Genomic DNA, 19725 nt, shown 5'->3' with positions numbered 1-19725 from the left:
GGTGATAAGTAATCACCAAACCATGACCGTCGTCTGCCTGGATTGTGCATCGGGCTTGCTCCCCCACCTCTCAGGGTGCCAAGCAGCCGACTCAAGCGATACAGCCATCTAAAGACACTGTTCATCGAATAGAACTTGCAGCACGTAGCCGTACGAAAAAGAGTAACGTCTATGTCTGCAAACTGCGTTCAACTAGCCTGCGAAGACATGCTTGATCAAAAAGGCTTCCAGCCCGTCTTCCAAGACACGCACAATGCCGCCATTCGGTGTAGCCCAAATCAGAAGTTTTCGTGCCTGGTTGTCGTACAGGTAGTATTGACCATCACCAATCTCCAGCAGTGGCACAGTATTTTTCGGGTAGGTCGGGTCACGGCCCAGGTCCGAGAATGCGGCAAAGACATTCAGGTAATAGTCGTCAGGCACGCCTAGGCCATACGTTTCGTAGGCGTCAAAGACAATGACTCCAAAAGCCGACAGGTAGCGCTTGTATTCGTCAGACAGTGCGAATCCCAGTTTCTCCTCAAGATTCTGGATGCTGGCGGTATCTACTGGCCGGGTGTTGGCCTGATGGAGATCAACGAGTTGTTCAAGTTTTTTCATAAGATTCGCCCTCAGCGCTGATTCTCAATCTGTTCGGCTCGCGCCTTCCAGTAGTCTTTTCGCTCTTTATCGAAGTCCTCGCGATTGATCTCGGACTCCTTCTGTTTGTTGTGCAGCACGTTATCGTTTCCGTTGCCACGGTGCTCAGCGCTGGTCAATTCTGCCAATGGCGAGTCCTGTTTCTGGCCGATGTGATGTAACTCGATCGGCTTTCCGTTGGCATCCAGCGGAGCCCTTCCCGACTTCATCCGGTCCAGGTTGGTGGTACCCATATAATCTTTTTGATCGTAATCGATGTCGGTACGAATCAGTGCATCCTTGCCATTGACCTCGGCCGGTTCAAGATTCGCGCCTTCATAGATTTTCGCTTCGGCTTCACTACCGATAGCATCCAGAACCTCTTTTGGAACGCCCAGCAGTTCAAGCCGCTCACGGGTTTCCGGCGACATTTGCGGTAGCTCCAGGCGGGTTTCCTGGGTGAGCACGATAGGTCGATCAAGCTCGACAACGATCAGGCAGCGGTCCGGCATTTCGCGCGCCAGTAACGCCAGGTTGGACGGAACCTCGGTTTTTCCAGCAAAGAAATTTTCAAAGTTCACAGAACGCTCCCTGTTTCGAGGCGCGCACGCCATGCAGAATAAATATCGATATGGCTCTCGTGCTGGAGGCTGTAATCCTTCATCAAGCATTGCTGGGTCGCCAGGGCCAGCTCAGTGCTCAAGGCTGTCGCTCGCTCGTGGAGCAGCTGGTCCAGTTGATTGCTGAGTTGCCCGTAATCGGTCGCCGTTTGAATGATCTGCTGAACCTGCTGCCGGCAACCGAGCACATCGACCACCAATTGTGCGGCGTAGGCAAATGCCTCGGGCTTGCACAGCGCCGACGGCTTCTCTTCTTTGTGGGCATTGAGCGCCTCGAACAGCGCAATTTTGCTGCGAGCCAGCAACGGCAATTCACACAAGCCATTTTCCAGCAACGCTAAATCCAAGGCGACTGGCGTGCGGATACGGTTGCTCAGCAGCAGGTTGAGTACCTGCAGGTTGAAATCCTGGCTACGCACGGCGCGCTTGTCATTGGCGGTATACACATAAGGGGTTTCATACCCGGCGAATTTCTTCACCTGACACAGCACCGGCTCCAGCCAGTCATTTTGATAAACGATGGCGACGCCTTTGGGTAACTTGGCGATTTCTTCAAGCTGGTCATCACGCAACGCCACCGACTTGCCGATTAAACGACGGTCCATTTCATCCGGCAGGCGCATGATTATTTTGGTGTTGGTGTTGCGAATCGCGGCGATATCCACCGCATGGGGCGACTGGTCGGCAATGATGAAACCTTCACCATAGGTGCGCATTTCGGCGATGGCATTGGTCAGCATCTCCACTGACTTGCCGACCACATTTGCCCCTTCAGCACCGCCTTCGGACGGGCTGCGCTTGAGGATGTTGTGCGCTTCCTCAAGGACTGTGACGTGGCGCAGCGGCTGGTTCATGCCACCACAGGCCATTCGGTGCTCACTCAGGCGCATCACCAGGATCCCCATGATCAGGGCCTTGGTCTCGGACGAGCCGACGCGGCTCAGGTCCACGATTGCGCTCTGATCAAACAGCACTGCGCTGTCGATTTCGTTAGCGGTAAAAATCTGCCCATTCAAGCCATTGGTCAGGGATTTGATCCGCGTGGACAGCGAACCGATGTAGTTACCTTTGAGCTCCTGGGAGTACGCGGAGGCCTCGATCACGCTTTGCAGGGTACTGAGCAGGTCACTGAACGTCGGAAACAATGCATCGCTGTAACGGTTGGTCGACGCGTCCAAGTCCCAACCACATTGCTGATACGCCTGCAGGATTGCCTCTTTGAGTACGGCAGGCATTGCGGCATACATCGGCCAGCAGACGTTGAAGATTTCCACGAGCCGATCAACGTGCTCCAGCACATGAATGGCCAACGGGAAGCGGAACGGGTTGATGCGCAACAATTCAAAGTGGGCCGGATGCGTGCCGAATACATTGACGTCATCGCGATGACCAAAGACGTGTTTGTACTCGCCCTTGGCCGGCTCAATCACCAGGAATGGCACGCCGGCGGCGCTAATTTGGCTGAGCATTTCATACAGCGTGTTGCTTTTACCGGCACCGGTCGAACCACTGACAAACACATGGCTGGCCAATTGATCGAGGCTCAACTCGATCTTTTGCGGCAGGTTTTCCCACAAGTGGCGGATGTTGCCCAAGGTCAGTGTCTTGCCCTTGCCTGGCTCACTGCTGTGACCATCCAGGCGCTGCACCTTGCGGCCGAACGCCTGGGTTTCCAGCACGGCCACCGTGGAGGTGGAGCGTCGGGGCAGGCTCAATTGGATCGCCATCTCCTTACCAGACACCAGCGTGGCGGGCGTGAGGTAACTGATCGGGATCTTTTTCGAAAACCCCGGCTTCAATTGCGGATGGCTGAACGCGCTGAGCCAGTCCAGCACAGCGGACTTGTTGGCAGATTTCCAGGTGGTCAGGGCGAAGTCTTCATGGCTGGACTTGCTGCCGCGTACCAGCCCAAGAAAGATACTCGCCAACGATTCGGACGACGCAGTGCTGTCACCGATGAAATACGCCGCCGAGTTCCAGCCGCCGTATGTCTTGGCTTCGTCGATACGCTCGAGGTGGTGATCGATTTTGCTGAGCAACTGCTCGATGGTCTTGTCCACGGTCTCAATCGAAATCTGCCGATTAGAGCCCAGGGTTTTGTTCAACGAATGAGTGTCGGTGGTGCTGGTGGTGTGTGTGGTCGAGGTGGTCTTCGACGCGGCCTCACTGAAGGACGTGCCGTGGCTTTCATTGCGACCTGTGGACGTCGACTGACTGGTGCCGGTGGTGCGTTGTTCGTTGAGCAGCGCTGCAGCGGCCGAGCCGATCTGACTACCGAGCATCGCGCCGAATGGCCCCAATGTCGCACCACCCACCATACCGAGCACATTGGCACCGATAGCGACCGTTTTCGAGGTCAGGGTCTGCGCACTAAACGATTCGCTGGTACCGGTGGTGTCAGTGGTAGATGTACCCAGCGTTGTCGAAGTACCCTTGGTCTCGGTCAGCCCAAGGCTGTGCCCAAGGGAGTCACTTAAGCCCTGGCTGATGCTCAGCCCAACGGAATCGCTGTCCTGCTCGCCGAACGATAATTGTTGCTTGAGCAAGGGCGAAAGGTGTGTGGCCACTTGCTCATAACCGGCACGAATTAGGTCAAGGTTTTGTGACGAAACCGGCTCAGCAAGGATTATCGCATGATACACACGGCGCTCAGCCGCATCGATAAAGCGCTCGAGCCCTTGCATGAAGTGCTCGCGGTTCTCCGTCGACAACGCAGGAACACCTGTGACCGCCGTGATACTCGCCGAAGGGTTAGCCTTTTCGGCCTGGACCGCCCCCAGCAAGACGTCAGCCTCTTGTTGCTGCAGCGGCACTAATGAGCTGCCCGAGAAGTGTCCCTTGAAAGTCTCCCGCAGCAACTCGCCGGAACTGTGCCCGAGAGTTTTGCCGGGCTCCCCCCGGGTACCGATATATAGGTCGGTTTCAATACCGTTAGAACGCAATATCAAGAAAACCGAGTAACCCGCAGCACCCAGTGCGGTGTAAGCGGCCGTCGTGCTTTCAAGCACGGATTGTTTGTTGTCTTGGACGATGCGCTCGACGCGGAAAATCCGCGCATCACTGGCCGCATTGAACCGCAGCCCCTTCTCCGCGAAGGCATGGACCGGATAACGTTCCAGTTCCGACAGGTAACTGCGATTGATCAGTGCGCGCCCTGCCTCAAGGGTCAGGCCAGCGTTTTCACGTATGTCCTGCAGTGCGGTTCGGGTCAGTATAGAAGTTGTCATACGCTCACCGAACCAATGCCACAAGGAACACGACCACCGCGGCAATCGCACCGCCAATTAGCAGTGCGGTCCTGAAGGCGGGGTTGCGATCCGGTGCGGTGTCGGGAATAGCCTGGCGGGAGCTGCGAGGTGATGCTTGAGCCACCGCAGGAGCGGAATATGCACCGGTAGTTTGTTTTGGCGCTGCCGCCTTAGTCGAAGCAAAGCCCTCGACAGCACTATTGCGCAACAGATCGCGAACTTCGATCAAATGCACAAAGCGCTGTTCTGAAAAGTTAGTTTTCAGGTATGTAACCTGGAGGTCGTAGTAATCCTCGGTCCATTGTTTCTCATCTGCAACAGGTTCGCGCGCAAAAGCCCCCTCTGCGTAGGTCTCGAAAATTCCGGGGACTTTGCCTTTGATCCACACAAGTGCAGCATGCAAATCGGCGCCATCCAGACGACGATCATTGAGTTCCAGATGCAACGCCGTTCGGATCGTCAGCAAGTCGCCTTCGTCGACAAACTGCTTGAGGTTGCTGGAAGGCTGGTAGTCAAGGGAAGCATTGTTCATCGGTGTTTTTCTCGCTGGTGAAACGGAATCTGTGGGTGTGAACCCCTTTTCGTTTCTTTGACGAAACACATCGCGAACCTGGATTAAATGTTCCAGCCGCTCCGCGGAGAAATTGCGGGCGGCGAAAAACTTTTGCCGGCTGAAATAGTCCGGGTTCCAACTCACCGGATCCACATCGATAGCGCGAGTGATGCGATCCACCTCGTGAGCGTCCATCACTCCCGGGCGCTGTCGCGCTGCATCCACCATCTGTTGCAACAGTTCAGTGCCGACCTGTGTGTCATCGAGCGCCGCCAAGAACTGCTCACGGACTTTTCCAATCATTGCGGTGTTAGTCGTCATAGAAGCTCCGAGGTCAAACCGCTAGGGTTTCGTCGAGTTTTTCTTTGAATTGGTTGATCCACGCTTGCAACTCACGAGCCTCTTCAAGGGCTTGTTTACGAACGTCGCGATCGGTCATTTTTTCTTTGAGCGAGTCGATCAATTCATTGAACTTGGTTTCGAACTCACGCCCCATGAAGGCCATGAACTGATCAATCAGGACGGTCTTGCCATTGTCGATTTCTGTGCGAGCGGCCACGACCAGTCGAGCAAACTCAGTATTTATACGGGTGCTGCGGGGATTCCAGAGCTTGGCCAGGTCAACCGACTTCTCTTCGCCATATTTGTAAACCGTACGGGTAGAGCCCCATGAAAAAGGGTTGTACCAACTGCTGTCGCTGACTTCGTAACGGTCAATCACAACCCGCTTGGTTTGCACCTCATCACTCTTGATGGTGAGATTGAAGGAGATATCACCCGCGGCTTTTTGAAGGCTGTCCAAAATCGGCAACTTCAAATGCTGGCAGTCCTTGAACAGATCCACGATATAACGCTGATACTCCGCCTGGAGATCATCACGGATGACTTGTTGGCTCGTGATAAATACGGCCTCGTAGGCATTGATGAGTTTCCGGTACTGGAACTGGAGTTCCTCTTCAACCTCCTTGACCCGCATTTCAGCGATCCGCGGCTCAACCTCCCCGATAAACCGCTCACTGACCGACCGGAGATACTTACCCGAAGCATTTTCCAAGGTCGCGAGTTCATCTTCGGTGGCCCGTGGCAACACCTTGCCTTCACGCGCTATTTTGTCCTTGTAGGCCTGCGTATCGAACCCCTGCTCCTGCCGAAGCTCCAGCGCCAGGATCTCTTCATTGATATGCGCCAGCGTCTTTTCGTCCTGATCCAGTTGCTCGATCAGTTGGGTTTCGTTAAGTCCGACTGCAATGGCCTTGATCATCGCGTCATAGGCGCGCTTGACCCGATGTGGAAAATTGTACTTGTCGATGTACTCGTCAATCATCGCCTCCACCGCCGGCAATCCGCTGCTCAGCACGATCTCGGGAAGTTTCTTTTCTTGCAGGCTACGTTTGACCCGCTCGGTAATCGGCATGTATTGCAGCAGGTTCATGCTCGGCTCTTCGCCAAACATGTCCATCATGGAGTTCAACTCACCGCGTTCCTTGCGTGAGTGCAAGTGCTGAGGCTTGCGCAGCAGCCGCGTCAGGTTGGCCGATACCGGGTAGATCAGCGGATTGAAAATACCGTTTTCAACCAGGTAGTTTTTGACGCGGGCCAGCACGGATGGCAGGTCCTCGCCTTTCTCAGGATCGAACACATCCATCTTGTTGATGACAAAAATGAACCGATCCTTGCTCTGCTTTCCGCCCTTGCGCATGGTTTCGGCGACCAGCCCCAATAGGTTTTTGTCGTCGTTGGTGCCCAATTGGCTGGCATTGAGCACATACAGAATCAGCGGGTTGCGCTGAGAGTCCTGAATGAAACTCATCGTTTTGAGCTGATGCTTTGCATCCTGGCTGTTGTTCGGGCCCGGCGTGTCGGTCAATACCAGGCGTACGCTGTCACGGTCTTGAATCGCGTGAATTTTGCCTTCGATATCGATGCGCATCGTATCGGGCAGGTTGTTCCATGCCTGGAGCACTTCCAGGCTTACGTTGTCGCTGTTTTCCGCAACGCGGTGATCATTCGTCACGCGCTGGGCTGCGAAGCGTTGACCCATTAATGCGTTGTCGGTGATCCGCGCAATGGTTGCGGTAGTGGCTTCGTTGGCCGCCGGTAACAGGTCCTGGCCAAGCATGGCGTTGATCAGCGTCGACTTGCCCGAGGACATAGTCGCCACCACATACACGTCAAAATCCTTATTGAACGCTTCTTCAAAGGACTGGCTGACATCGGCATTCTCGCGAATGAAATGCTCAAATTCAGGATGGAGCTTGGCCTCCTCCATCAGCTCACGAATACGGGTCAGGCGCTCTTCGGCCGGGTCCGCTTCGATAAACTGCAGGGTGACCTGCATGCCTTTGCCCATCGCCACTTTTGCGGCGTCAACCACGTCCAGATAATCCGACTCGACGCCTCTGAAAGTGACCTCAAAGTTATTGTCACCATTGAACAACTGGCTCAACTCATCAAACAGCTTCTCAATCCACACTTGCAGCCGCGATTCTTTATAGCTCGACAGCTTGCAGCCTTCGGCCGGCGGTTGGCCACTGATCAGGAACTGAGTCTCGACGATGAAAGGGTTATGGATAATTTCAATAGTATTCATGGTTGCTCATCTAATCGGCGCTGATGATGGATAAGGGCTTCAACGGTTTTAAGCCCACTGATGGTGACCAGTTGCTGCAATCGGTTTTTATCGTAGGCTCGGGTATCGGATTCCTTGGCCTGCAGTTTGCGTTCGAGGTTATAGAGCGCCTTGCCGACGCGACGCTTGATCAGGTCTGGTGCGACTGTGGCATTGAGCAATGCGCACTTGTTGACATCCAGGTCATCGAGCACTTGGCGCAACTTAGAGCGCTGCGCGCGCGTGAGTGTTTCGGCACTCAGGGCCTTGCGCGCGTACAGCGCTGCACTGGCCATTGTCGGAATGATGATCGGCTGTTCAAAACCGATATCGCGCAAATAACGCTGAGCGTTGTGCACATAGCCCTCAATGCTTTCGCCCTTCTCCGGATCGAGCAAATCCACTTTGTTGAGGATGAAATAGATAGGCTGGGCAGGCTTGGCGGCGAGTTCTTCGCGCAACTGTTCGAGTAGCAACCGATCGTCACGAGTCCCCAGTTGACTAGCGTTGAGCACGTAGCAAAGCGCCTTAAACGACACGTTGCGGATTGCCTCCAGCGTCAACCGGGCATGGTTTTCATCCTGGCTGTTATTTGGCCCTGGCGTGTCGTGAAGCACCAAACCGGGTGCCGGGCGCGGCACCACGTTGAAGGTTCCCGCCAGGCTGATGCGCTTGACCTCGACATTGGCGTTCCAGTCCTGCAGCAGCGCTACTGACGGCGAAGGCTGGGAGGCCAATTCGGTGTCGTTGTAGCAATAGCAGGCACCACTGAATCGCCGCGCGCCCTGACGATGCTCTATACGGGTCACACAGGCAGTGGTGGCCTCATTGGCGGTATGCAGCAGTTCCTGGCCAATCAATGCGTTGATAAACGACGTTTTGCCTGCGCTCATTGTGGCCAACACCAATACATCGAAGGTGGCGTTGCCAGCAGACACCGAGCTTCCGACTTTTCGGGATTTGAGGGGCGTAACGGTGGAGCGCGTCATCAGTTTCTGTCCCTATCGCCCGGCGCCTTGAGCACCTGACAAGCGTTAATCCATTGGCAATCAAACGGCCGCAGTCTTCCATGGCCATGCGACAGTTCATGTCGCGTGGTCAACTGATGTGTAGAGGTTTTGCATACCGTGCAACCTGGCCCCTATCTCATCGACCCACACCTGTGGCCCATGCACGCGGATGTTGTCGTTCAGGCCAAAGATCCACCACAGCGTTTCACGATCCAGCGGCACCTGGGCGCGTAAACGCTTCCAGGTATGCGAGGGGATATCGCTCAAGGTCTGCTCATGACTCAGCGGAGTCTCTCCAAGCAGGAAAGCAATCTGCGGATGAACATCCGCGATCAGCTCTACCTCTATGCCGGTTTGACGATGGCTGAATATGCCGGTCGCGATGTAATCGTCCACATCAAAGGCCGCATGCAAAACGGACGGCTCATCGAGTACACGAACATGCTGAATACGGTGCAGGGCAAACTGGCGCAAGTCGCCGTAGCCATCTACGGAAGCCAGCAAGTAGCTGATGGCATGCCGCGATACCAGGCCTGCCGGATGAAGGCGAAACTGTTTGAGTTCGCCCTTGCTCCGACTCTGATAAGTCACTTGCAGTTGCCGGCGCTCCAGCAAAACGGTAGACACTTGCCCCCAGACGTCGGGATCGATCGCAGCAGGCAGCAAGGTTTTCCCATTGGGAATCGCCCGAACTCGTCGCGCCCAATCGGCCAATCCGTTGTGGCCCAGATCACCCAGGAAGTTACGTGCGCGTCGAAATTGTGGACCGAGCTGGTCCAGAACAGTCTGCGGCAACAAAGTAGTCAGATGGCTCTCCGACAGATACAAGGCCAGTGCGGTGGAGGCATCCATATCCTCCAATCTGAGCGGCGCATCCCGCGTGAAGCTCCAACGAAACGGGATCTCGCTCTCGTCGCATTGCAACGAAAAAGGCGTCGACAACCGGTTCAAATCACGCTGAACCGAGCGAAGTGTTACGGAAAACCCTCTATCGCGAAGCTTTTCAAGCAGGGTCGGAGCTGCAATTCGCTGCGGTTCTGTGGGGATCAGGCGCAGTAATGCGAATAGCCTGAGCAGCGTATCCTTCGCTTGGGACATGATGACTACCTTGTTCTGCGGGTCAACTGATAGCCAGGAGGCTGCCGTCAATTTGGCGTCGATGCTACTGATTAAAGTAGCGTTTTGCCATCAATTGTAATCGACATAAGACATAAGCCTTTCGGCAGTGGTGTGCGGAACTTGAGGTTCTACCCTTAACTCAGGAGGGAGAAAACTGGCGCGCGTTCCTTTCGCGCTTCAGTTCGCTGTACTCGCGATACAGTTCATAGCTTTTCTTTAGCACCACACAAAGTCCTATGACGGCAAACAGGTTTTTCATAATCGTAACCTCCTAGGTCTTTTTGACCATTTACCGGGGCAGAGCGACAAAAGGTGTCGCGACTTTAAACGTCAATCGTTGAGGCTTAGAAATTGTTCCAGGCGGGTTCTGAGGATTTCATGTCGATTGGCCTCCAGCCCCTCCAACGAAGGGGTATGACACTCAGGACAAAGGATGAACGCAGCTGGGCCGAGCGATGCCAAATCGTTGTGAGGCAGAACCGTTTTTCTCCAAGAACAGTGAGCACAGACAAGGGTGAACGGGCGCGGGGAAATTGTCATAGCGATGTCCTACGGCTGTCGAATGGCGCTAGCTTGACTGGTAGGTACGACAATGTGTGTCGCCTCGCTTAGCAGACACAACTCATCATAATTGCGGTCCAATACAGGCGGCTGGATGCGTTCGCTGCCATAGCGACCAAAACACGCGCCCAAAGGCGTATTGATTCGATTCAAAAAAATCTCAACTCTACATAACAGCAATGACACCACTACCAGGAGGGTTCATCCCATGTCATTGCAGTGTCCTCGCTGTCACTCCCCAAAAGTTGCTTCTTTCCATCACGCTATGAAAGTCGGCGCGGCCATCGGCACAGTAGGTGGTGCCGCGCGTGGCGTCAGCGCAGCTCTAGCAGGTGGTCAGGCTGGTGCGCTAATCGGCGCTATTGCCGGGCCCGTCGGCATAACTCTCGGCTCAGTGTCAGGTGCCATCCTCGGCGGACTGGCCGGCGGTGTCGGCGGCTGCGCTCTCGGCGCCCAACTGGGTGAGTCGCTTGATCGCCACGTCCTAGCCCACAACCTCTGCTTGCTCTGCGGTCACCGCTTTAACCTTCCGGCCTGATCTGGCAGGACCACACCTTTTCTATCCATATCGTCCGGACGGTGCTGCGCTGGGCGCGGCGCTTTATGCCGGCCTGCACCCAAAGGAATCTCAACCATGGCCCATCTCGTCGAAACTATGGCCTACGCTGGCGCTGCACCGTGGCATGGCCTAGGTAATCAACTCACCCAGAAACAACCCATCGAAGTCTGGCAACGCGAAGCCGGCATGGACTGGGCGATCCAGGAAAGCCCCGTACTTTTCAAATCAGAGACCGTCGGCCACCTGGGCGCGATCCATTCCTTCTCCGAGCAGAAGGTACTCTTCCGTTCGGACACCAAGGCACCGCTGTCGGTGGTCTCCCAGCGCTATCACACCGTGCAGCCTCGGGAAGTGTTGGAGTTTTATCGTGACCTTACCGAGGTTTCCGGCTATGAGCTGGAAACCGCCGGCGTGCTCAAGGGTGGTCGAAAATTCTGGGCGCTGGCGCGTACCGGGCAAGGCGCAGCGCTCAAGGGTAACGATCAGGTCAACGGCTACTTGCTACTGGCTACATCCTGCGACGGCACCCTGGCCACCACAGCAACACCAACCACCGTGCGAGTGGTGTGCAACAACACCCTGACCATCGCCCTGGACGGCACCAGCCGCGCGATCAAGGTGCCGCACAACACCCGCTTCGATCCGAAAGCAGTGAAGAAGCAGCTCGGCATCGCCGTCTCGCAGTGGGATGAGTTTATGTACCGCATGCGGGCCTTGTCTGAGCGTAAGGTGCAGTGGCATGAGGCGTTGGGGTTCTTCATGTCCGTGTTGTGTGAGACGAGTCCAACCGGCGCACTGCCGGAGGTACTGCCCAACGAACGCGCTCTGCGCAAGGTTCAGGAACTGTACGAGGGTCGTGGTCGGGGCAGTCAGCTCGACTCGGCACGTGGCACTGCATGGGGCCTGCTCAATGCAGTGACCGAGTTTGTCGATCACGAGCGCCGCGCCCGCAGCAACGAATACCGCATGGACTCGGCCTGGTTCGGCCAAGGTGCGCAGATCAAGCAACGCGCCCTGGACACCGCTCTGCAACTGGTGGCCTAACCGCTTACCTCCTCCACTCCATAACGCCCGATCAGCCTGGTTGCTGATCGGGCGTTTCTATTTCCACAAGGTGAACGCTATGAAAGCTACTTCGTTGAGCCGCGCCAGCAAGCCGCGCCCGGCGCTGCGTTTAATCAGTACCAAGGAACTGCCTCGTGAAGATTGGCTGATGGTGCGTAAACAGGGCATCGGCAGCTCGGATGCTGGCGCTGCAGTAGGCCTAAATCCCTACAAGTCGCAGCTAGAGCTGTGGCTGGAGAAAACAGGTCGCGACACCACCTTGCCTAAGGCCGATCCGCACGATGAGGAAAGCCCGATGTACTGGGGCAATGTGCTGGAGCCGATCGTGGCTTGGCATTACAGCAAGCGCACCAGCAAACGCGTACGGCGCATCAACGCCGTACTGCAGCATCCAAACCCTGAGTTGTCCTGGATGCTGGCCAACATCGACCGAGAGGTAATCGGTGCTGACGATGTGCAGATCCTCGAATGCAAGACAGCCGGCATAAACGGCGCACGCCTCTGGAAAGAAGGCGTGCCCGAGTATGTGCAACTGCAGGTAATGCACCAGCTTGCAGTCACCGGCAAGCAAGCTGCGGATGTCGCTGTATTGCTGGGCGGCCAGACCCTAGAGATCCACCGCATCGAACGGGACGAGCAGATGATTGCCCGCCTGATCGAGCTGGAGCGTAAGTTCTGGCACTACGTCGAGACAGACACACCACCGCCTGCTGATGGTTCAGCCTCGGCTGAAATGGCACTGCGTGCGCTCTATCCGAAGGACAACGGCCAGACCGCTGATTTCAGTGGCCGCGCTGGTTTGGCAGCGGCCTACCTAGAGCTCAAAGCTGTGCGCCAGTCCATCAGCGAGAAGGAAACGCGCGAAGCCCAGCTAAAGCAGTTGCTGCAACAGGCCATGGGAGATGCCACCCGCGCGGAGTTCAGCCACGGCTTTATCAGCTGGAAGAAATCCAAAGACAGCAACGTGCTCGATGTTGAACGCATGCTGAAGGACAAACCCTACCTGCAGGTTCGCTACACCAAGCTCAAGGAAGGCAGCAGGCGCTTTCTGGTCGGCTAATCCAATCACGCCTAACCATTCCCTCCCTTTGGCCATCCCATACAGTTAACGCTGCGTGGCTGGCCTTTTCTCTTTTGTAGGAGAACCACCATGCTCAAAGGTCTGGCTATCACCCCGCCGGTACTCGGGCGAATTTCCATAGGCAAGGTCATCGAGAAGAACGGCAAACGCCTGCCGGAGAAAGATGACCAGTTCACCATCACTTCACAGGTGCAAGGCAAGGAAGGCTGGCTGCTGCACCCGTTCAACGATGAGCTGCGCAAAAGCCAGGAGTACAAGCTACGCAGCATCCCGGTACGTCTGCTGTTCAACGAACCTGAACTGAATTTTCGCGCCGACTACACGCTGTTCGACCGGCAATCTGGGCGGCCGCTGTGCGTGGGCAATGGCGAGACATGCAAGCGTGTCACCCGAGACGGCATGCAATCGTTGCCCTGCCCATCGCCTGATGCCTGCCCGCTGGCCAAAGGCGGTGCCTGCAAACCCTACGGCCGGCTGAATGTACTGATCGGCGATGACGATCCGCTCGGAAGCTTTGTGTTCCGCACCACCGGCTTTAACAGCATCCGCACCTTGGCCGCACGCCTGCATTACTTCCAGGCTATGTCGGGTAACCGACTAGCCTGCCTGCCGCTGGAGCTGCGTCTGCGCGGGAAGTCAACTCGGCAGAGCCATGGCACGCCAATCTTCTACGTCGATCTCACCGTACGCACCGGCATGGATATGGCCGAGGCGCTGCTGACTGCCAACGAACTGGACGCACAACGGCAGACTGCTGGCTTCGATCAGATTGCGCTGGATGAGGCAGCACGACGTTGCTTTGGTAACGGTGCGTTCGAGGACAACGAGGAAGACAGTAGCGCCGTGATTGAAGAGTTCTTTTCAGTTGAAGCCAATGCCGATCAACACCCGTCCAAACCTCCACCGCAGCATTCAAGCAAACCAGACCTAGCTGAAAAGCTTGCAACCCAATGCCAGGCGCAATCCGTTACTACCTAAACCGGCCCAAGGAGCAATAGATGAAACTGCAGAAGCTAAAAGCAGGAGAAGCCACCGGCACCTACCTGGTAGATGTCAGGACACTCGACCACATCGTGATCGGGAACGAGGATTGCGTGTCGATGGCCGTGCGGGGGCACTTATGAAACCTTTGCTGTTAGCGGTACTCAAGCTTCTCGCAGCTGTGTTCGCCTTTGTCGGAGTCCTGGCTGGTTGCCTAGCGGTGATGCTTATGCTGCTACGCGTGCCTGTTGTGCTAGTGGCGATATTGCTTGCGTCCTATATTTTCATCATCTTGCAGCACCTCAAACAGAAACGAAGTCGTTGAGCTATCAGTCAATGAGCGGGCAGCCTCAAGGCTGCTCACTCATTAAACGCGTTCTTTTTTGGTCATCCAAGCACACAATCTCAAAACTCCAGGCCTGACTTCAGATCATGAGACGACATGCCCTTGCCTTAGCAACCCCTCCAAAGGGAAGGCGACGCGTTCAGCCGATCCGGCACCTCACCGAGAGCTCAGGATCGGTTGCGGATGAACGCCAAATAACTGTATACATATACAGCTTAAACTCGTAGAGTCTCAAACTGGAGTAATCCACCAGTTCGCGGTAAGCTTGAAATCATGAAGAATACAAACACCAAACCTAACCGAATTGCATCCGTGCACCTCTCCGGACATGAAACGTTTCCTCTTCGCCAAATGTGGCTTAAGAAAGCGTTCGATCAAGCGAGCAATGACGGACTGATTACCAAATCAACCTTCACCGATGAGTCTGCAATCGCAGCCTTCGGTGTTGGTAAAAACATGGTTTCATCGATTCGGCATTGGGCATTGTCATGCGGGATCATGGCCGAAGAAGGCGATGCGTTCCGCGTAAAAAGCCTGGCAATGGAGATACTGCGAAATGGAGGTCTCGACCCCTATGCGGAGAACCCGTCTACAGCATGGCTCGTACATTGGCGCCTCGCCGGGCGGCACCACCGCTCGACCACATGGTATTGGCTCTTCAATCATGTGACAGCTCCAACCTTTACACGCCAAGAACTCGAAGAGCCTTTGGCCCTGTATGCCCGAAGCCTAGATCCCAAGCACCGCCTTTCTACAGCAACTATTTCGCGTGACTTGGAGACCTGTCTACGTAGCTACGCGCCACGGGCAGCAACCGGTTCTCCAGAGGATTTTGCCGAGCCTTTACTCGGGGAGTTGGGGCTGCTGCAAGAAGTACACAAGGGGCAATATGCATTCCGACGCGGCCCCAAGGCTGCACTTCATGATGGTGTCTTCACTTATGCCCTCATGGATTTTTGGCGCAGAACTGCAGACAGCCAAAGTTCGCTAGCTTTCGAGACCATCGCATATGCAGAAGGCTCTCCAGGTCGAGTCTTTAAGCTCGACGAAGAGTCGATAGCCCAGCGCTTGATCTCTTTGGCCGATCTGACCGGAGGCAAGTTAGCGTGGTCCGACTCCGCTGGCCTTCGCCAAGTCCACAAAAAAAACCTCTCTGATGACGATCGACAAGACATGGTTAGGCGCGCATATGACTGAGGTAAGAGAGGCAGTGCTCGCCGACATCGTCCAGATTTCTCATCAGTACCAACGATCAATCCGTATTGATGCGGACATTGGCCGATCCGACGCACTCGACGGGTATATCTTCCATTCGACCGCAGCGACTGTGGTAGAGGGCATGAGTAGGCAGCTTGCCGCAACCAATCAGCGCAGCTTCACTTGGACAGGCCCCTTCGGCGGCGGAAAATCATCTCTGGCCGTAGCTTTGGCGAGCGCCCTCCATACTGATAAGAGCCTTCGCGCAAAAGCCCGATCTACACTAAATTTGGACTCGAAGCCAAACTTTGACAGTGCTTTTCCAGTTCAAGACGGGTGGCTCGTAATCCCAGTGGTTGGCCGGCGCGGTAGTGTCGTCAAGGAACTGGACTTAGCCCTTCGCAAGGCTCAGGACAAGGGTTTTGAACGTCGCAACAAACCCAATGCACAGGACGTCATCAATGAACTGATCGCCGAAGCCAAAGACCGCCCGAACGATGGTGTCTTGGTGTTCATTGATGAGATGGGCAAGTTCCTTGAAGCTTCGGCCTTAGGCGTGGGCGACGATGTCTACTTCTTCCAAGAGCTCGCAGAAGCATCTGCCCGCGCTGAAGGCAGACTGGTTGTGATTGGAGTGCTGCATCAATCTTTCGCACAGTACGCCAACCGTCTTGGTATCGACACTCGTGACGACTGGGGCAAGGTTCAAGGCCGTTACCTTGACCTCCCTTTCGTGGCGGCAAGCGACGAGGTTGTCGAGCTTATCGGCCGTGCAATTGATGCAAAGCGGCGACCCGAGTGGATACGGGGGGCCTCTGACTCTATTGCCGATGCCGTCAGGTCACGTCGCCCAGCCGTCGGCAATGATTTCGCTGTTGCTTTAGAACGCTGCTGGCCGCTGCATCCAACCATGGCTGCATTGTTGGGTCCAATATCGAAGCGGCAGTTCGGTCAAAATGAGCGGAGCACTTTTGGCTTCCTATCTTCAGTCGAGCCTTATGGGTTTCGCGCCTACCTACAATCGACTCCGCTGAACCAATCGAATTGGTATCGCCCTAGCGACTATTGGGAATATCTGCGTGCGAACCTAGAGCCTGCCATCCTAGCTTCTGCAGATGGGCACCGCTGGTCCCAAGCTGTCGAAGCTGTGGAGCGTGCTGAGGCCAAATCTGGTGACTTGCTGCAGGTGTCTCTGATTAAAAACATCGCCGTCATCGACCTCTTCCGCACTGGTTCAGGGCTTGCCGCCGACTTACCAGTCTTGTCGACCCTTTTCCACAGCGTGCCACAGGATGAGATCGAGGCCGCACTGAAGAAACTGGCCTCGCTCAAAGTGGCTCTGTTCAAGAGCTATACCGGAGCTTGGTCAGTTTTTGAAGGTAGCGACTTCGATATCGATGCAGCTATTGCCCAAGCTGTAGCGTCATCTCCTGGCATTGACTACGCCAAATTATCCCAGCTTATGGGAATGCACCCAGTGGTCGCCAAGCGGCACTACCACGAAACGGGCTCAATGCGCTGGATGGAAATTTCTCTGCGAAGCATCGAGCAAGCGGAAAAGATCGCAAGTACTTACAAACCCCAGCGGGGAGAGTTCGGCCAGTTCATCCTTGCGCTTCCCGGCCGAGACATGCCTCTTCGTGAGGCTCGAAAGCGAGCTCAGTCCTGTGCTTACGAAGAACCTTGGCCGGTGTTAGTAGGCATCCCGGATAATCATGCCCGGATCGCGGAACTGTCGACCGAATTGGTTGCATTAGAGCAGGTAAAGGAACGCCACGAGCTCGGAGGAGACCCTGTCGCCCGCCGCGAAGTATTCGCCCGCTTGGCCGCTACTCGCTCCGACCTTGAGGACCAACTTCAAGCTGCTGCCTCACTCTGCAAATGGCATGATGGTAGCGACCAGGTTATTGAGCCTGGTGCAAAGCTATCACCTATTGCTTCAGACCTCGCCGACGATCTCTATGAGCATTGTCCTCGAGTGTGGAGCGAGCTAGTTAATCGCGATAGTGTGTCGAGCAATAGCGTTAAAGCCCGCCGTGATCTGTTACACGCAATGATCAACGCCGAAGGCCAAGAGCGGTTAGGTATTGAAGGCTTCCCTGCCGAGCGCGGCCTTTTCGAAACACTGCTCGTGGCATCACATCTATACCGTAAAGAGGGAGAGGCTTGGCGCGTCTGCGAGCCATGCGAAGCCTCACCCAAAGGCTTTTCCGAGTTATGGGCGTTCACTCAGCAACTCTTTGCCGATACCAGCGCCCGCGTAAGCGTGAGCACCATTTATGACCATTGGAGCATGCCGCCGTACGGCATGAAGCGGGGCATACTGCCAGTTTTTCTGACAGCATTCTTGTTGGTGCATAAAGCCAACATCGCCGTATACAAGGAAGGCATGTTCATCTCTCGACTCAGCGATGCTGACATCGACGAGTGCCTCCAAGATCCGACCCGCTTTACGCTCCGCTGGATCGCGATTGATGAGGATAAGAGCCGAATTCTAGATGGCATCTCTCATCTCCTCGAGGAAGTGGGGGAAATAGGAGGAGTTGCTGATCCTCTAGAGGCGGCGCGTGGCCTTGTGGCGTTGATTTTTAATTTGCCAGAGTGGTCTCGGCGCACACAGCGGCTGGGTGAAACTGCCAAAGCAATTCGTGACATGCTGCTAAAGGCCAGCGACCCGCACAAAGTGCTGTTCGTCGATTTACCAACGCTGCTGGAGGTAGCCGATGGCAAAGCCTACGTGAATGCTCTGCGCGCGCCCCTGAAAGAAATCGCAACAGCTTACGCAATGATGCTCTCCGAAGTAGAAGCCAAGATGCTTGAAGCACTTGATGCACCTCTCGACAACTTGGAATCACTCCGTGAAAGGGCGCGGGCTGTCGCAGGCGTTTCAGGCAACTTCAGGCTCGATGCATTCTCGACAAGACTGGGGTCTTACGATGGCAGCCGCTCCGTCTTGGAAGGTATTCTGAGCCTAGCCGCCGATAAACCACCACGCGACTGGGTGGACCGCCATATCGATGCTGCGGTGCTCGAACTTGTCCAATTCGCAAGACGTTTCCGCGAGGCTGAGGCCTTCGTCGCTGTCAAAGATCGTCCAGCACAAAGTGAAGCAATCGCAGTTGTCATTGGCGTAGGAGCGGAAACAACAACGATTTCTAGATCCTTTTCGATCTCAGAGCGTCATCGTGAAACAGTAGAACAAAAGGCCAATGAAATAGCCAAAATGCTGGAGGATCAAGGCCTTGATACTGACATTTTACTTGCCATCTTAGCCAAAGTCGGAATGAACCTGGTTATCGAAAAGGAACAGATGCATGACTGAACGACACGTACTGGGTTTATCCGGAGGAAAAGATAGCGCAGCTTTGGCAGTGTGGATGCGTGACCACCATCCCGAGCTGGATATCGACTACTTCTTTACTGATACCGGCGAGGAACTTCCCGAGGTCTACGAGTTCCTGGGACGACTCGAAGGCTATTTAGGAAAGCCCATCGAGCGACTTAATCCCCGTCGGGACTTCCGCTTTTGGCTGCGTGAATACAACCATTTCCTCCCCAGCGCACAGACTCGCTGGTGTACGCGTCAACTCAAACTGGCACCGTTCGAACAGTGGGTAAAACCATGGCTGGCAGCTGGTGATAAAGTTTTCTCCTATGTAGCGATCCGGGCTGATGAGGAGTACCGCGAGGGGTACTCAGCAAAAGCCGAAAACATGCATGTGAAATTCCCCTTCCGTGAGGCGGGCGTCGATAAAGCTAGTGTCGTCGATATTCTCGAGTCCTCTGGATTGGGTTATCCAAAGTACTACGAATGGCGCTCTCGCAGTGGCTGCACATTCTGTTTCTTCCAACAAAAGATCGAATGGGTTCGCCTCAAAGAGCGCCACCCCGAGGACTTCGAAAAGGCCAAGGCATTAGAGAAAGATGCACTGGAGCATGGTTCACCTTTCACTTGGACTAAGGGGGAGTCGCTTTGGGATCTAGAGAAGCCTGCGCGTGTTACTGAGATCAAAGCCGAATATGAGATCCGCCGCGCGCGCCTTCGTAAAAACATCCCTGTGAACCCGCTACGCCCAGTGAAAATATGTCCGGAAGATATCGATGACATTTACGGAGACGACGAAGGAAACAGCTCATGCTTGATCTGTCATAAATAAAT

15 protein-coding genes are annotated in these 19725 nt (G+C 55.2%); 8 read left to right on the top strand and 7 right to left on the bottom strand.

Annotated elements, in window-relative coordinates:
* Nucleotides 1-192: 192 nt before the first annotated feature.
* The 7 genes from FEE99_RS08260 to FEE99_RS08230 form a co-directional block, all read right to left on the bottom strand.
* The gene (locus FEE99_RS08260; RefSeq protein ID WP_143979015.1) at nt 193-600 is read right to left on the bottom strand and encodes an SMI1/KNR4 family protein; all 408 of its coding nucleotides are present in this window, start codon (nt 598-600) and stop codon (nt 193-195) included.
* A gap of 11 nt (nt 601-611) precedes the next feature.
* Entirely contained in the window at nt 612-1199 is a 588-nt protein-coding gene (locus FEE99_RS08255) for an HNH/ENDO VII family nuclease (protein ID WP_057406260.1), read from the bottom strand.
* Nucleotides 1196-4465 carry an ATP-binding protein gene (locus FEE99_RS08250; RefSeq protein WP_135290551.1) on the bottom strand — a complete coding sequence of 1090 codons (3270 nt, stop codon included), beginning with the start codon at nt 4463-4465 and terminating at the stop codon, nt 1196-1198. The genes FEE99_RS08255 and FEE99_RS08250 overlap by 4 nt, the downstream gene beginning before the upstream one ends.
* Nucleotides 4466-4469: 4 nt before the next feature.
* On the bottom strand, nt 4470-5360 hold the full coding sequence (locus FEE99_RS08245; protein WP_143979016.1) for a hypothetical protein: 891 nt from the start codon (nt 5358-5360) through the stop codon (nt 4470-4472).
* Nucleotides 5361-5373: 13 nt separating this feature from the next.
* Nucleotides 5374-7629, bottom strand: coding sequence for a dynamin family protein (locus FEE99_RS08240; RefSeq protein WP_122500325.1), 2256 nt, complete (start codon nt 7627-7629; stop codon nt 5374-5376).
* Nucleotides 7626-8636, bottom strand: coding sequence for a dynamin family protein (locus FEE99_RS08235; RefSeq protein WP_225739943.1), 1011 nt, complete (start codon nt 8634-8636; stop codon nt 7626-7628). The genes FEE99_RS08240 and FEE99_RS08235 overlap by 4 nt, the downstream gene beginning before the upstream one ends.
* Before the next feature lie 96 nt (nt 8637-8732).
* Entirely contained in the window at nt 8733-9755 is a 1023-nt protein-coding gene (locus tag FEE99_RS08230; RefSeq protein ID WP_024657954.1) for a helix-turn-helix transcriptional regulator, read from the bottom strand.
* Between the two features lie 847 nt (nt 9756-10602).
* Between FEE99_RS08230 and FEE99_RS08225 the strand changes: the two genes are divergently transcribed.
* The 8 genes from FEE99_RS08225 (at nt 10603) to FEE99_RS08190 (ending at nt 19723) form a co-directional block, all read left to right on the top strand.
* A complete protein-coding gene (locus tag FEE99_RS08225; RefSeq protein ID WP_225739969.1) occupies nt 10603-10875 on the top strand; it encodes a hypothetical protein in 273 nt (90 codons plus the stop codon).
* Nucleotides 10876-10971: 96 nt separating this feature from the next.
* Nucleotides 10972-11940 carry a DUF932 domain-containing protein gene (locus FEE99_RS08220; protein ID WP_143979018.1) on the top strand — a complete coding sequence of 323 codons (969 nt, stop codon included), beginning with the start codon at nt 10972-10974 and terminating at the stop codon, nt 11938-11940.
* Nucleotides 11941-12019: 79 nt separating this feature from the next.
* A complete protein-coding gene (locus FEE99_RS08215) occupies nt 12020-13021 on the top strand; it encodes a YqaJ viral recombinase family nuclease (protein ID WP_143979019.1) in 1002 nt (333 codons plus the stop codon).
* A gap of 90 nt (nt 13022-13111) precedes the next feature.
* Nucleotides 13112-14020 (top strand): recombination directionality factor, encoded by a 909-nt coding sequence (locus FEE99_RS08210; RefSeq protein ID WP_143979020.1) that lies wholly within the window; start codon nt 13112-13114, stop codon nt 14018-14020.
* 20 nt (nt 14021-14040) lie between these two features.
* Nucleotides 14041-14166 (top strand): hypothetical protein, encoded by a 126-nt coding sequence (locus FEE99_RS08205; RefSeq protein WP_256675353.1) that lies wholly within the window; start codon nt 14041-14043, stop codon nt 14164-14166.
* A gap of 476 nt (nt 14167-14642) precedes the next feature.
* Nucleotides 14643-15566, top strand: coding sequence for a DUF4007 family protein (locus tag FEE99_RS08200; RefSeq protein WP_143979022.1), 924 nt, complete (start codon nt 14643-14645; stop codon nt 15564-15566).
* The gene (locus FEE99_RS08195) at nt 15526-18888 is read left to right on the top strand and encodes an ATP-binding protein (protein WP_256675354.1); all 3363 of its coding nucleotides are present in this window, start codon (nt 15526-15528) and stop codon (nt 18886-18888) included. Before FEE99_RS08200 ends, FEE99_RS08195 begins: the two co-directional genes overlap by 41 nt.
* Nucleotides 18881-19723 carry a phosphoadenosine phosphosulfate reductase domain-containing protein gene (locus FEE99_RS08190; RefSeq protein ID WP_143979023.1) on the top strand — a complete coding sequence of 281 codons (843 nt, stop codon included), beginning with the start codon at nt 18881-18883 and terminating at the stop codon, nt 19721-19723. The genes FEE99_RS08195 and FEE99_RS08190 overlap by 8 nt, the downstream gene beginning before the upstream one ends.
* The last annotated feature ends 2 nt before the right edge of the window (nt 19724-19725 follow it).

The sequence above is a fragment of the Pseudomonas sp. ef1 genome (genome assembly GCF_007293365.2).
In the GTDB taxonomy this organism is placed as follows: Bacteria; Pseudomonadota; Gammaproteobacteria; order Pseudomonadales; family Pseudomonadaceae; genus Aquipseudomonas; species Aquipseudomonas siliginis.
This window is presented reverse-complemented; position numbering and strand designations above follow the sequence as displayed.

Coding starts and splice junctions, on each gene's coding strand:
- FEE99_RS08230 (WP_024657954.1), bottom strand. CDS start 9,755: ATGTCCCAAGCGAAGGATACGCTGCTCAGGCTATTCGCATTACTGCGC.
- FEE99_RS08200 (WP_143979022.1), top strand. CDS start 14,643: ATGAAGAATACAAACACCAAACCTAACCGAATTGCATCCGTGCACCTC.
- FEE99_RS08195 (WP_256675354.1), top strand. CDS start 15,526: ATGACGATCGACAAGACATGGTTAGGCGCGCATATGACTGAGGTAAGA.
- FEE99_RS08235 (WP_225739943.1), bottom strand. CDS start 8,636: ATGACGCGCTCCACCGTTACGCCCCTCAAATCCCGAAAAGTCGGAAGC.
- FEE99_RS08210 (WP_143979020.1), top strand. CDS start 13,112: ATGCTCAAAGGTCTGGCTATCACCCCGCCGGTACTCGGGCGAATTTCC.
- FEE99_RS08220 (WP_143979018.1), top strand. CDS start 10,972: ATGGCCCATCTCGTCGAAACTATGGCCTACGCTGGCGCTGCACCGTGG.
- FEE99_RS08190 (WP_143979023.1), top strand. CDS start 18,881: ATGACTGAACGACACGTACTGGGTTTATCCGGAGGAAAAGATAGCGCA.
- FEE99_RS08240 (WP_122500325.1), bottom strand. CDS start 7,629: ATGAATACTATTGAAATTATCCATAACCCTTTCATCGTCGAGACTCAG.
- FEE99_RS08205 (WP_256675353.1), top strand. CDS start 14,041: ATGAAACTGCAGAAGCTAAAAGCAGGAGAAGCCACCGGCACCTACCTG.
- FEE99_RS08215 (WP_143979019.1), top strand. CDS start 12,020: ATGAAAGCTACTTCGTTGAGCCGCGCCAGCAAGCCGCGCCCGGCGCTG.
- FEE99_RS08225 (WP_225739969.1), top strand. CDS start 10,603: ATGAAAGTCGGCGCGGCCATCGGCACAGTAGGTGGTGCCGCGCGTGGC.
- FEE99_RS08260 (WP_143979015.1), bottom strand. CDS start 600: ATGAAAAAACTTGAACAACTCGTTGATCTCCATCAGGCCAACACCCGG.
- FEE99_RS08250 (WP_135290551.1), bottom strand. CDS start 4,465: ATGACAACTTCTATACTGACCCGAACCGCACTGCAGGACATACGTGAA.
- FEE99_RS08245 (WP_143979016.1), bottom strand. CDS start 5,360: ATGACGACTAACACCGCAATGATTGGAAAAGTCCGTGAGCAGTTCTTG.